The 12,827-nt window shown below is 64.7% G+C and carries 9 protein-coding genes; 8 read left to right on the plus strand and 1 reads right to left on the minus strand.

Annotated features, from left to right (window positions below; genetic code table 11):
• Positions 1–148: 148 nt before the first annotated feature.
• The 6 genes from RT582_RS04470 (at position 149) to RT582_RS04495 (ending at position 6,618) form a co-directional block, all read left to right on the plus strand.
• A complete protein-coding gene (locus tag RT582_RS04470) occupies positions 149–382 on the plus strand; it encodes a hypothetical protein (RefSeq protein ID WP_015277635.1) in 234 nt (77 codons plus the stop codon).
• Between the two features lie 400 nt (positions 383–782).
• Entirely contained in the window at positions 783–2,321 is a 1,539-nt protein-coding gene (locus RT582_RS04475; protein ID WP_313476695.1) for an MBOAT family O-acyltransferase, read from the plus strand.
• A gap of 21 nt (positions 2,322–2,342) precedes the next feature.
• A complete protein-coding gene (locus RT582_RS04480; protein ID WP_313476697.1) occupies positions 2,343–4,244 on the plus strand; it encodes an HAD-IIIC family phosphatase in 1,902 nt (633 codons plus the stop codon).
• Positions 4,241–4,489, plus strand: a complete 249-nt coding sequence (locus RT582_RS04485) for an acyl carrier protein (RefSeq protein ID WP_014819840.1) — start codon at positions 4,241–4,243, stop codon at positions 4,487–4,489. The genes RT582_RS04480 and RT582_RS04485 overlap by 4 nt, the downstream gene beginning before the upstream one ends.
• 3 nt (positions 4,490–4,492) lie before the next feature.
• Positions 4,493–5,557, plus strand: a complete 1,065-nt coding sequence (locus RT582_RS04490; protein WP_313476700.1) for a hypothetical protein — start codon at positions 4,493–4,495, stop codon at positions 5,555–5,557.
• A gap of 77 nt (positions 5,558–5,634) precedes the next feature.
• On the plus strand, positions 5,635–6,618 hold the full coding sequence (locus tag RT582_RS04495; protein WP_313476703.1) for a lipid A deacylase LpxR family protein: 984 nt from the start codon (positions 5,635–5,637) through the stop codon (positions 6,616–6,618).
• 31 nt (positions 6,619–6,649) lie between these two features.
• On the opposite strand, the gene RT582_RS04500 is transcribed toward RT582_RS04495, so the two are convergent.
• A complete protein-coding gene (locus RT582_RS04500) occupies positions 6,650–8,536 on the minus strand; it encodes a sigma-54-dependent Fis family transcriptional regulator (RefSeq protein ID WP_313476706.1) in 1,887 nt (628 codons plus the stop codon).
• Between the two features lie 257 nt (positions 8,537–8,793).
• Between RT582_RS04500 and RT582_RS04505 the strand changes: the two genes are divergently transcribed.
• A complete protein-coding gene (locus RT582_RS04505; protein WP_313476708.1) occupies positions 8,794–10,674 on the plus strand; it encodes an NAD(P)/FAD-dependent oxidoreductase in 1,881 nt (626 codons plus the stop codon).
• Between the two features lie 407 nt (positions 10,675–11,081).
• Positions 11,082–12,632, plus strand: a complete 1,551-nt coding sequence (locus tag RT582_RS04510; protein WP_278400233.1) for a sensor domain-containing diguanylate cyclase — start codon at positions 11,082–11,084, stop codon at positions 12,630–12,632.
• Positions 12,633–12,827 lie beyond the last annotated feature (195 nt).

Consider the following 12,827-nt stretch of genomic DNA (forward strand, 5'->3'; position numbering starts at 1 on the left):
GGAGAGTTCGCTGCTAGACATCTGACGCAGCCATCGCAGCGGGAACGTTTTCAATGTGCGCCCTGTCACATAAAGGCAGATTGGCATCAGCCCATTCCGGGTTGATTCGCTCGACGAGCGTAGGCCACTACCCGCAGAGGACGACAGGATGTTTTCCAGCTATCTCTATGAAGCCGCACTCATCTATGGCCTGGTCTTCACTTCGGTGGGGTTCGTGCTGGGCATGTTCTATAACAACCGCAAGGTCTTCCAGCTGGAAGACAAGGTGCAGCGCCTCAAGCGCACCGTGCGCCACCTGCAACGCAAGGTCGAACCGCCTGCCGCCGCGTCGAGAAGCGTTCAGCGCGCGCGCAGCAGCGCAGGGTTGAGCAGCGTCCGCTAAGCGGGCCGGCACCTGTCCACGCTCGGTCAACTACGCCAGCAGCTCGTTCGCGCTCGAACCTTCAGAGCCTTTAAAGAATTCCGGGAACCTTCCCGACCGACGGAAAGGGGCTGCAGGCCACGCCTGCCGGGGACCTTTTGACCTGCGGCAATAAAGCGCTCGGCGGTGCAACAAGCGCTGAAACTTTTTTTACACCTTCACGTCCGAGCCATAGGAGCTCAGGGGAAGCCGGCCAAGGTGGCCGAGACCCGAGCGAGCAGCCACTGATGGACCGAAGGTGTCGCAACGCCGACCAGGATGGATCGTCGGTCGCGTGGCGCCAGGACTGAATGGATGACTCGCCCCGCCTCGCCGGCGGCCTGAGCAGCAATGCACGAACGCTGAGCAGGGAATAGGGAAGATGCTTTTCAATTCGGTGGAATTCATCGCCGGCTTTCTTCCGGTGGTGCTGATTGGATTCTTTGTGCTGACCGGATCGGGCCGACAGCGGCTCGCGGTGATCTGGCTGACCGTCGTCTCGTTGGTGTTCTACGGCTGGTGGAACCCGGTCTACGTACCGCTGCTGGTCGGCAGCATGCTGGTCAACTATCTGCTCGGTGGCTACCTGCGCCGGCACCCCTCACGTCTGGTGCTCGGGCTGGCGGTCGCGGCCAACGTGTTGCTGCTGGTCTACTACAAATACACCGGCTTCCTGCTCGGCACGCTGGACGCGGCGCTGGATCTCGGTTGGCGGGTGGAAGACATCATCCTGCCGCTGGCGATCTCCTTCTTCACCTTCCAGCAGATCGCCTACCTGGTCGATGCCCATGACGGCGTGGTGGAAGAACACGACTTCGCCAACTACTGCCTGTTCATCAGCTTCTTTCCGCAGCTGATCGCCGGACCGATCACCCACCACGCTGAAATGCTTGCGCAGTTCAACGACCGCGACAGCTTCCGCGCGCGCATCGACAACCTGTCGCTGGGTGCCACGGTGTTTCTGCTCGGTCTGTTCAAGAAGGTGGTGATCGCCGACACCCTCGCGCTGAAAGCCACGCCGGTCTTCAGCCTGGCCGCCGACGGCACCATCCCGGCGTTCTACGATGCCTGGACCGGCGCGCTGACCTACACGCTGCAGATCTATTTCGACTTCTCCGGCTACAGCGACATGGCCATCGGGCTGGCGCTGCTGTTCGGCATCAGCCTACCCGCCAACTTCAACAGCCCGTTCAAGGCGCGCAACGTCATCGACTACTGGGCGCGCTGGCACATGACGCTGACGCGTTTTCTCACCGCCTACATCTACAACCCCATCGTGCTGCGCGTGACCCGCGCGCGCATGGCGGCCGGCAAGCCGCAGCCGCGGCGGGGCAAGATGACCGCCGGCACTTTCTTTGCGCTGGTCGCCTACCCCACCGTCTTCACCATGTTCATTTCCGGCATCTGGCACGGCGCCGGCTGGCGCTTCGTCGCCTTCGGCCTGCTGCACGGCTTCTATCTTGTGGTCGCCCACGGCTGGCGTGCCTGGAAGGCCCGTCAGGGCTGGAAGCTGGACAGCGAAATCTGGTGGCACAAGGCCGCGGCCGTCGCGCTGACCTTTGGCTGCGTGGTGGTGGCGATGGTGTTCTTCCGCGCCAGCGACGTGCCGACCGCCATGGCGATCCTTGCCGGCATGCTCGGCCTGAGCCCGACCAGCACGGCGATGGATCGCTCCGACTTCGTCTATATCGCGGCGCTGCTGGTGTTCGTCTGGGGCATGCCCAACGTGCAGCAGTGGATGGGCCACTTCCGCACCGCGCTCAACTTCCAGCCCCAGCCGCACTGGACCGAACGGCTGCTGCCGGTCAGCGCCTGGCGGCCGACGGCGATCCACGGCATGGCAGTAGGCGTGCTTGGTTTCTTCGCCCTGGCGATCGCCTTCTCCATGGCACCGACGGAGTTCCTCTACTTCCAGTTCTGACCACGACAAGGAGTCCCAGGTATGCAACAGCTCTCCTGGCTGCCGACACACCCGGACCTATCCGGTGCCATCGGCCAAGCCAAACGCATCGAAGATCCGCTGCAGCGGCTGCATGAAGCCGTCAAGCTGGCCGCTCATCAACGGGATTTCACCCTCACCACGCGACTGGACAAGCTGGCTGCCGTCGGCATCGCGCAGCACGCCGCGGCGGCACGCCTGACGCCACTGCGGGTGGCATTGCTGTCCTCGCATACGGTCGATCACCTGTTGCCGGCCATTCGCGTGGCCGGACTGCAACGGCGCCTGGCGCTGTCGCTGCATGTTGCGCCCTACGGCATGTATCGCCAGGCGCTGCTGGCCGATGACCCGGCGCTGAACGCCTTCGCCCCACAACTGGTACTGCTGGCGCTAGACGCCCATGACGCGCCGCTGCAACTGCCCTTGCAGACAAGCCAGGCGGAGGTGGATGCCGCCGTGGCGGAACGCGTCGATGAGCTGCGCATGCTCTGGCGCCGGGCCCGCGAGCGATATGCCGCGCAGGTGGTGCAGCAAACGCTGGTGCCGGTCACGCCGCCATTGTTCGGCTCTTACGAAGCACTGGTGCCGGCTTCGCCACGGGCAGTCATCGAACGGTTGAATGGCGCCATCCGAGCCGCTGCCCGCGAGGAAGGCGTGCTGCTGCTCGATCTGGCCTGGCACGCAGCCGCCTATGGCGACGGCCTGGCCGAGCCGGTGCGCTGGCACCAGGCCAAGCAGCTGATCAGCCCGACTCTGGCACCGCTATATGGCGAGGACTTTGCGCGTATCGCAGCGGCCACTGCCGGGCTGTCGCGCAAATGCCTGGTACTGGATCTGGACAACACCCTCTGGGGCGGAGTGATCGGCGATGACGGCATCGACGGTATCCAGCTCGGCCAGGGCAGCCCCAGCGGCGAGGCGTTTCTCGCCTTCCAGCGTTATGCCGCGCAATTGGCGCGCCGCGGGGTGATTCTCGCGGTGTGCAGCAAAAACGACCTGCACGTTGCCGAGGCGGCATTCGCACATCCGGAAATGGCGCTCAAGCGCAGCGATATCGCAGCTTTCGTCGCCAACTGGGAAGACAAGGCCGGCAACCTGCGGCGCATCGCGAGCATGCTCGATATCGGTCTGGACAGCCTGGTGTTCGTCGACGACAACCCCGCCGAGCGCGACATCGTGCGCCGCGAGCTGCCGGAAGTCGCCGTACCGGAACTGCCCGACGATGTCGCCGATTACGCCGCGCGCATCGCCGCGGCGGGTTACTTCGAGGCCGTTTCCTTTACCTCCGATGACGCCGAGCGTGGCCGCAGCTATGCGCTGAATGCCGAACGCAAGGCCGCGCTGAACCAGGCCACGGACATGGAAGGCTACCTGCGCGGGCTGCAAATGGTGCTGCACGTCAGCCGCATCGGCGCCGCCGAGCTGGCGCGCGCCACCCAGCTGATCAACAAGACCAACCAGTTCAATCTCACCACCCGCCGCTATACCGAAGCCGAAGTCGAACGCATGGCCAGCGATCCGCAAACCATCGCGTTGGCCCTGCGGCTGGAAGACAAGTTCGGTGATAACGGCCTGATCAGCGTGGTGCTGGCGCGACCGGATGCAGCCATCGAGGCTGACGAACTGCTGATCGACAGCTGGCTGATGAGCTGCCGCGTGCTGGGGCGTGAAGTCGAGATGGCCGTGCTGGAGGTGCTGGCCGATGCGGCCGCGGCTGCCGGCTGGGGTGCACTGGTCGGCGAATATCGCCCCACCGAACGCAACGGCATGGTTGCCGAACACTATCCGCGGTTGGGCTTCGAGCAGCGTCCCGCCCCTGCCAACGCCATCGCCGATGCAAGTTTCTGGCGCTACGAGCTGGCCTCGCGCGCTCCCATCAACCATCACATCCAGGTGCAAGCATGAACGAAAAGGAAATTCTCCAGGCGCTGACCCAGGTCTTCCAAGACGTGTTCGACGATGACGATATCGTCCTCACCTCCGAAACCACCGCCGACGACATCGATGGCTGGGACAGCCAGACCCATGTGCTGCTGATCGTGGCCGCCGAGCAACGCTTCGGCATCAAGTTCCGCACCGCCGAACTGGAATCGCTGAAGAACGTTGGCCACTTCGCGCAACTGATCCAGACCAAACTCGGAGGGCGTTGAGTCATGGCCAGATCCGTCGATACATGCCCGGGCGGCGTTGCCGCCCGGGCCGAAGCAGACCAGCGGCGGATACGTGCCGGCTACCTGCTGGGCATGTTCGCCGGGCTGTTCGGGATGCTCGGCGGCTTTGCCGCCCTGCTCGCCTGGCTCAATCACACCGACAACCTGCCGCCACCGGCCTTCTCCAACAGCCTGTGTGTGGACGAAAAGCTGCACTTTCTGCGGCACAACCCCATCGCCGATCCGAACCTGCTGATCGTCGGTTCCTCGGTCGCCTGGCGCCATGTCGATGGTGACGTGCTGATCGAGCAGACGCCCGGCTTGCGTCCGCTCAACGGTGCGTTCTGCGGCCTGCACGCCAACCAGTCGACCTATGTCGCCAACTGGCTGCTGGATCGTGAACCGAGCGTCCGCCAGGTGGTGATGATCGTCGATCCGCTGGACTTCGCCGGCTGCTGGAAAGTGCCGGATGCGGTATTCGACCGCGAGGATGCCGATCACTACGTTTATCAGCAGGCCTCACGCTGGGGTTACTACATGCGCTACTTCTCGCCGCGTTCACTGTTGCGCAATGCGCAGACGGTCAAGGCGCAGCGGGCCAACGAAATCGAATGGGACCCGTTGGTGTTCACCCGCCACGGCGACGGGCCGCTGGAGCCGCAGGGTGATCGCGGCCTGTTCTACGACAAACCGGATGCGCTGGATGACAGCTGCTTTGTCGCCCTGGGCGAACTGTCGAAACGCCTGAAGAACGAGCAACGCCAGCTGCTGGTGGTTTCCACGCCCCTGCACCCGCAGTGGAAAGCCAAGGTCGATGCCGATGGCAGCTTTCTCGGCCGCTTCGACGCCAAGCTGAACGCCGCCATCGCCGGGAATGCCGGAGCGCAGTACTGGAACGCCGATCGCGAATGGGTTGCCCCACCGGCCGCCTTCGTCGATGCCATCCACCTGCGCTGGTCGGCCGTGCAGGGCTTTTCCGTGGCGCTGGCCGAGCAGCTACAGGAAGCCAGGCAGGAGATGGTCAGCAAGGCGGGACTGGCCAGAAACGGCGGGTACGACGCGCCCTGATCGACAAGCGAACCGCTGGAAGCGGTGATGGTCCGAGAAAGAACATACAAACAAGAACGTAAGCCAGGAGTTGAATCATGCATTCTCGTTCTTTGCCGTGCTTGTGCCTGCTCGCCGCATCCGTCACCGCCCCCGCCGTCAGCCATGCGGACATCCTCGCCATCAAGGCGGAGAACGACATCATCGCCTCGGGCAGCGATGGTCACTACACCAACGGCCTGGAAGTCATCTGGGGTTTCGAACCGGACGACCAGAGCTGGACGCGGCGCTTCGCCGATCTGCTGCCCGGCTGGTCGGGAGCGGCAATCGACAACGTCGCCTATCGCTTCGGCCATCAGATCTACACGCCGGAGGAAATAGAAACCCGAAATCTGATCGAAGACGACCGCCCTTACGCCGGCCTGCTGTTCGCCGGCATGTCGATGTTTTCCGACACCCAGTACGAAGGCTGGCGCGCCGCGCAAGGGCTGCACCTGGATGTCGGCATCGTTGGCCCGGCCGCGGGCGGCAAGCGTTTGCAGCGCGCCGTGCACAAGGCAACCGACAGCGACGAGCCCAACGGCTGGGATAACCAGCTGGAGAACGAACCCTTCGTCAATCTGGGCTATCAGCATCGCTGGTGGCTGCAGGAGCGCTTCGCCGGGCTGGAGCTGGAATACGGCCCGAGTCTCGGTTTCGCCCTCGGCAACCTATACAGCTATGGCTCGGCCGGGCTGGGTCTGCGCCTGGGTCAGAACCTGCAGCGCAGCTTCAGCATCCCCGCGGTGACGCCGGCGCAAAGCGGCAGCCAGTTCTTCCGCCCCGGCGGCGACTTCGCCTGGTACGGCTTCGCCAATCTCGAAGGCCGCTATATGGCGCACAACATGCTGCTGGACGGCAACACCTTCGAGGACAGCCATTCGGTGGACCGCCGCGAGTGGGTCGGCGACGCCAAGCTCGGCGTGGCACTGACCTGGAGCCGCTGGCAGCTGGCGCTCGCCAGCGTCTGGCGCACTCGCGAATTCCAAGGCCAGCAGGAACACGACCAGTTCGGTTCGATCACCCTCTCCACCGCGCTCTGACCCACTGACGGCGGGCATCGCGCCCGCCGGTTCAGTTACGCGAGATGCCGTGCTTGCGCAGCTTGCGATATAGCGTATTGCGACTGATCCCCAGCTGTTCCGCCACCCGACTGACCTGCCAGTGCCGCTCGCGTAGCACCGTGAGCAGGGCCTCGCGCTCGGCCGACTGCAACGGGTCACGAGGTGCCTCGACCTCGCCCATTTCGGCCGGCAGCACGGCAAGCACGTCGTCCAGCCCAATGCGCCCCTGCTCGCTCAGCGCGACCAACGTGCGCAGCAGATTGCGCAGCTGCCGCACGTTGCCCGGCCAGCTGTAGCGCAGCAAGGCTTGCCGCGCGGCCGGCTCGAGACAGATCGATTCGCCTTGCGCTTCTTCCGCCAGTAGGTGATCGAGCAGCGCAGCCTTGTCGCTGCGCTCGCGCAACGGTGGCAACGCAATCATCAGCCCGCCAAGGCGGTAATACAGGTCTTCGCGGAACGCGCCGCTGGCAACCAGCGCGCGCAGGTCGTGATGACTGGCGCTGATCAGGCGGATATTCAGTTCGGTCGACGCGGCAGCCCCCAGCGCAGTGACCGCGCGTTCCTCCAGCACCCGCAACAAGCGCGTCTGCAGCGCCAGCGGCATGTCGCCAATCTCGTCGAGAAAGAGAATCCCGCCGTTGGCCTGCTCCAGCTTGCCGACCATGCCCTCGCGCCGCGCGCCGGTGAAACTGCCGCCGCGATAGCCGAACAGTTCGCTTTCGATCAGCGTCTCGGGAATCGCCGCGCAATTGAGTGCCACGAACGGCCGACCGGCGCGGCTGCTGGCGCGATGCAGTGCGCAGGCGAATGCCTCCTTGCCGGTGCCGGTCTCACCTTGCAGCAACACCGGCACGTCCCGCTCGAGCACCTTCAGCGCACGGCTGAAACCGGTGCGAATTGACGGATCGAGCAGACACAGGCCCGGCACATCGGCCGGCTCCTGGCGCGGCGCAGCAACCACGCGCAGCTGCGGCCCGCGCAGCTGGCAGAACAGCCGCTGACCGTCATGGGTATGCAAGGGCCAGCAAGCCCCCGGCTGCGGTCGCGCACGCTCCAGCAACTGATCCAGACGCACATCGAGCACAGTTTCCAAGGGCCGGCCTAATAGCGCCTCGCGGCTACTGGCGAGCAGGTTGAGCGCGGTTTCGTTGATCGCGGTGATCCGTCCCTCGCCATCGAACGCCAGCAGGCCTTCACTGAGCAGGCCGATGTATTCGGGCTGGGCATGGAAGCGCAGCAGGTAGTTGCCCTCGCAGTGCTGCAGGAAGAAACAGCTTTCGATGAGCTTGGCCGACAGGTTGGTCAGCGCCATGGTGTGAAAGCGCCGCTGGCGCGACAGGTCTTCGCGCGCCGACGACACATTGAGTACGGCAAGCAAACCGCCTTCGGCATCGAACACCGGGCTCGCCGAACAGGTCAGCGCTGCGTGCCGGCCACGGAAGTGCTCGTCACGCCGAATGGTCAGCGCCTGGCGCTCCAGCAGGCACAGGCCGACGCCATTGGTGCCCTCGGTCGCCTCGTTCCACACCGCCCCGAGCCAGAGCCCGGCGCGCTGGAATTCCGCGCGCTCGGCCTGATCCGCCACGCTGTCGATCACCACGCCGCTGGCGTCGGTCAGCAGTACCGCGTGGCCGCTGCTGCCCAGCTGCTGGTGCAGGCTGTTCATTTGCCAGTGGGCGACGGCGATAACTCGGTCCAGCCGCTCGCGATGCTCATTGAGCCGCGGACTCTCGATCACGCAGGGCGCGCGCGGGCTGGTGGGGTCGAGCTGATGCTGCTCCAGGCAGCGACGCCAGGAACGCGCAATGGCGGGATCGGCAGCCGGGCCCTGGCTGGCGGACGTGCCGTCACCGAAGCTCAAGACCTGATGCGCGTGCTGACTGAGGCGAGAGGTCATTCTTGTTGTTCTCCGCGATGTTTCGAGGCGGTTTCGCGCCCAGCATAGGCCAATCGCCCGGCCGCCGCATGCTGTGCCACGACTGGTACAGAGTGTCACCCCCGCCGCGCCAGGGATGGCACAGCGCAGCCTCGACCGGGCAGTCCCGATACGACTCCAAGCCAGATACGACGCGGCGCGCCGCTTACTGGCCCGCCGCTTGCTCTGCTGCAAGCACGGTATCCCCGTGAATAACAACAATGACCAGGAGAACCACCATGCGTCCCAGCAACGACGTTCCCTTCGATCTGAAAACCGATAACGGCAGCGACCTCGGCGGTGACCGCCAGACCACCGACACCCGCTCACCTACCGAACAACTGGCCGCCTGGGTCGAACGCCTCGGCCAGCGCCTGGCGCAACGCGACGTCGATGGCACGCTTGAGCTATTCGCCGACGACTGCCACTGGCGTGACCTAGTGCTGTTCAGCTGGAACCTGATCACCCTCGAAGGCAAGACCGACATTCGCGACATGCTGGAAAGCCGCCTGCAAGCCACCCAGCCGGACAACTGGAAGCTCGAAGGCGAGGCGAGCCTGACCGACGGCGTGCTCGAAGGCTGGATCAGCCTGGAAACCGACGTCGCCCGCGGCAAAGGTTATGTGCGTCTGAAGGACGGCCTGTGCTGGACGCTGCTGACCACCATGCGCGAGCTGAAGGGGCACGAGGAACCGCTCGGACGCCGCCGGCCACTGGGCGCCGAACACGGCCACGGCCTGGCCGACAAGCGCAACTGGCTGGAAAAGCGCCGCGACGAGGAAGCCGCGCTGGGCATCACGGAACAGCCCTATTGCCTGGTCATCGGCGGCGGCCAGGGCGGCCTCGGCCTCGGCGCGCGGCTCAAGTGCCTCGGCGTGCCGACGCTGATCGTCGACAAGGCCGAGCGCCCCGGCGATCAATGGCGCGGACGCTACAAGTCGCTGTGCCTGCACGACCCGGTCTGGTACGACCACATGCCCTACCTGCCCTTCCCCGACCATTGGCCAATCTTCACACCCAAAGACCAGATCGGCGACTGGCTGGAGATGTACGCCAAGGTCATGGAGCTGAATTACTGGGCGAAAACCGAATGCGTGAAGGCCAGCTTCGACGAAGCCGAGGGCCGCTGGACGGTCGAAGTGCTGCGCGATGGCAAACCGATGACCCTCAGGCCCGCGCAGCTGATCCTCGCCACCGGCATGTCCGGTGTGCCCAACGTGCCGGTCTATCCGGGTGCGGAAACCTTTGCCGGCCAGCAGCACCATTCCAGCCAGCATCCCGGCGGCGACGCCTGGCGCGGCAAGCGCGCGGTGGTCATCGGTGCCAACAATTCGGCTCACGACATCTGTGCAGACCTGGTGGAAAACGGCGCGGACGTCACCATGGTGCAGCGCTCCAGCACCCATATCGTGCGCTCCGACACCTTGATGGAGGTGGTCTTCGGCCCACTCTATTCGGAGGATGCGCTCGAGAGCGGACTGACCACCGACAAGGCCGACATGCTGTTCGCCTCGATCCCCTACAAGGTGCTGCCGCAGTTCCATCGCCAGGCCTTCGAGCAGGTCAAGGAACGCGACAAGGCCTTCTACGATCGCCTGGCCGCGGCGGGCTTCATGCTCGACTTCGGCGATGACGAATCCGGTCTGTTCCTCAAGTACGTGCGCCGCGGGTCGGGGTACTACATCGACGTCGGCGCCTGCGAGCTGATCGCCGACGGCACCATCAAGCTGAAAAGCGGACCCGGCCTCGGCGTCGATCACATCGAGCCGGATGCCGTGGTACTCAACGATGGCAGCCGCCTGCCGGCCGACCTGATCGTCTACGCCACCGGCTACGGTTCCATGAACGGCTGGGCGGCGCGGCTGATCTCCCAGGACGTCGCGGACAAGGTCGGGCGCTGCTGGGGCCTCGGCTCCGGCACCACCAAGGACCCGGGCCCGTACGAAGGCGAGCTGCGCAACATGTGGAAGCCCACCCAGCAGCAGAACCTCTGGTTCCACGGCGGTAACCTGCACCAGTCACGGCACTACTCGCTTTACCTGGCACTGCAACTGAAAGCGCGTTTCGAGGGGCTGGATACCTCGGTCTACAAGCTTGCGCCGAGCTATCACCAGGGCTGAAGCCACATCGGCCAGCTCGAATGAAACAGGCCCGCATCAGCGGGCCTGTTTCGTAGTCAGCTCACCACCGCCCAGAGCAACAACCATCATGTTCAGCACAGGCAGAGCCAGGCAAGGCAGCGCCAGTTATCGGCTCCGCCAAGCTGCGCTGGCCGTCACAGCACATGGGGCCCGAGCTGCCGCCCAGATCAGGAAGAACACCCGCACCTCTCATTTGCCACACTGCGATAGTTGTAACGGCAACAGGCGATTGACCCAGAGCAGGCCGCCAGCACTATGTGTATGAGAAGCCACTCGCCGCCGCACGCTGCCTGTATCATTCCTGGCCCTTTGGCTTCCGCTTGCCCTGAAGCCCGACAGCAACCTCCATTGGCGCATGCCAAGCACGCATCGGAGAATCGCGTTTCATGCCCCGGCTGGATCTACAGAAACTCACGCTGCTGCTAGCGCTCGTCGCGGGGTTGCTGACCTTCGGTAACAGCTTCTTTGCCGGCTACAGCTCACAGCGCGACCAACTGTTCGAGCAGACGCTCGAAGCAAACCGAGCCTATGCGCGCAAGCTCGCCGACACCACCGATCAGTTCTTCCTTAATAGCCGTCGCGAGCTCGCCTATGCCGCAGAAGAGCTGTCGACGCGCTTCGCCGACCCGATCGCGCGTGACAACGAGACCGAACGACTCAAGCTCAAGAGCGAGCAGTTCAGCCGGACTGTAATCGTCAGCGCCGCCGGGGAGATCGTCTCGGCGTCACCGGAAAGCGCCGGCCTGGTCGGGCTCAAGGTCAACAGCACAGGCGCGATGCGTGCGCTGCAAGAGCGCAAGCCGCTGATCAGCGATCCTTACGTCGCCACCGACGGCACCTACCTTATCGCGGTAACCCATCCCATCTTCGCCCCCGATGGCAGCTACCTCGGCTATATCAGCGCCTCGCTGTTCCTGCGCGAGCGCAACGCACTGCACGGCCTGCTAGGTGTGCATTACTACCGCGACGGCTCCTACCTGTACGTGGTCGACACCCAGGGCAGACTGATCTTCCACGAAGACGGCAAGCGGGTCGGCCAGAACGTATCGAGCAATGTGGTGGTCCGGCAGGTGCTGTCGGGCCAGGAGGGCAGCCAGCGCGTCATCAATACGCTCGGCGTGGACATGCTCGCCGGCTTCGCGCCCATGCAGAGCACCGGCTGGGGCATCATCGCCCAGCGCCCGACCGCTGCCATCACCGCGAAGCTCGAACAGCTGGCACGGACCACGCTGCTCAACGCAGTGCCGTTCACGCTTATCTCGCTCGCGGTGTTCTGGTGGCTGTCCAGACTCATCTCCAGGCCCATTCGCGCCCTGGCCGACACCGCCGAACACTGGGGTGCACCGGAAGCCGCCGCCCGTATCTCGACAGTCAATTCCTGGTACTTCGAGGTCTCGCGATTGAAGGTCGCGATGCTCGCAGGCGTGTCGCTATTGCAGCAGAAGATGGGCGCGCTGGAAGCGGCGTCCATGACTGACCCGCTGACCGGCCTGCGTAACCGCCGCGGCCTCGAGCTGGCACTCAAGCAGTTCGACCTGCTCGACCAGCACTACGCGGCAGTGACGCTGGATATCGATCACTTCAAACAGGTCAACGACCAGCACGGCCATGACGTGGGCGATGCGGTGCTGCGTTTTCTTGCCGAGATCATGAAGGAATGCTCGCGCCCCACTGACGTGCTGTGCCGCATGGGTGGTGAAGAATTCCTCATGCTGCTGCCCGAGACGGACGCCGCCGGCGCCAGCATTGCGGCAGAACGCCTGCTCGCCCGCCTGCGGCAAACCGCAAGCCCGACTGGCGTACCGGTGACGGCCTCCATCGGCATCGCCTGCAGTGACCGCTATGCGTCGCCCGACGCGACGTTCAAAGCCGCGGACGAAGCGCTGTACCAAGCGAAGAGAGCCGGCCGCGACCGCGTCGTCCTCGCTTCCAACTGAGCGCCGAGCAGCCGCCAGATGTGACCCCCGAGCCGCTTGGCAGCCGCCGCTCACCTGCGCTGCGCGGCACGCTGGGTGCCTGTCGCCACGCGCTCGATCTGCGCCCACTGCGCCCTGTCGCAACCAGCCGTAGCGCACAGCAGTTGAGATTACCTTCTATTTGATAATAGTTTTCGTTGAGATTAGGATGCCCGC

This window comes from Stutzerimonas kunmingensis (assembly GCF_032106285.1).
GTDB lineage: Bacteria > Pseudomonadota > Gammaproteobacteria > Pseudomonadales > Pseudomonadaceae > Stutzerimonas > Stutzerimonas kunmingensis_B.

What these genes read in the sequence shown, in the direction of transcription:
- RT582_RS04470 (WP_015277635.1), top strand. Translation starts at nt 149, where the DNA reads ATGTTTTCCAGCTATCTCTATGAAGCCGCACTCATCTATGGCCTGGTC.
- RT582_RS04475 (WP_313476695.1), top strand. Translation starts at nt 783, where the DNA reads ATGCTTTTCAATTCGGTGGAATTCATCGCCGGCTTTCTTCCGGTGGTG.
- RT582_RS04480 (WP_313476697.1), top strand. Translation starts at nt 2,343, where the DNA reads ATGCAACAGCTCTCCTGGCTGCCGACACACCCGGACCTATCCGGTGCC.
- RT582_RS04485 (WP_014819840.1), top strand. Translation starts at nt 4,241, where the DNA reads ATGAACGAAAAGGAAATTCTCCAGGCGCTGACCCAGGTCTTCCAAGAC.
- RT582_RS04490 (WP_313476700.1), top strand. Translation starts at nt 4,493, where the DNA reads ATGGCCAGATCCGTCGATACATGCCCGGGCGGCGTTGCCGCCCGGGCC.
- RT582_RS04495 (WP_313476703.1), top strand. Translation starts at nt 5,635, where the DNA reads ATGCATTCTCGTTCTTTGCCGTGCTTGTGCCTGCTCGCCGCATCCGTC.
- RT582_RS04500 (WP_313476706.1), bottom strand. Translation starts at nt 8,536, where the DNA reads ATGACCTCTCGCCTCAGTCAGCACGCGCATCAGGTCTTGAGCTTCGGT.
- RT582_RS04505 (WP_313476708.1), top strand. Translation starts at nt 8,794, where the DNA reads ATGCGTCCCAGCAACGACGTTCCCTTCGATCTGAAAACCGATAACGGC.
- RT582_RS04510 (WP_278400233.1), top strand. Translation starts at nt 11,082, where the DNA reads ATGCCCCGGCTGGATCTACAGAAACTCACGCTGCTGCTAGCGCTCGTC.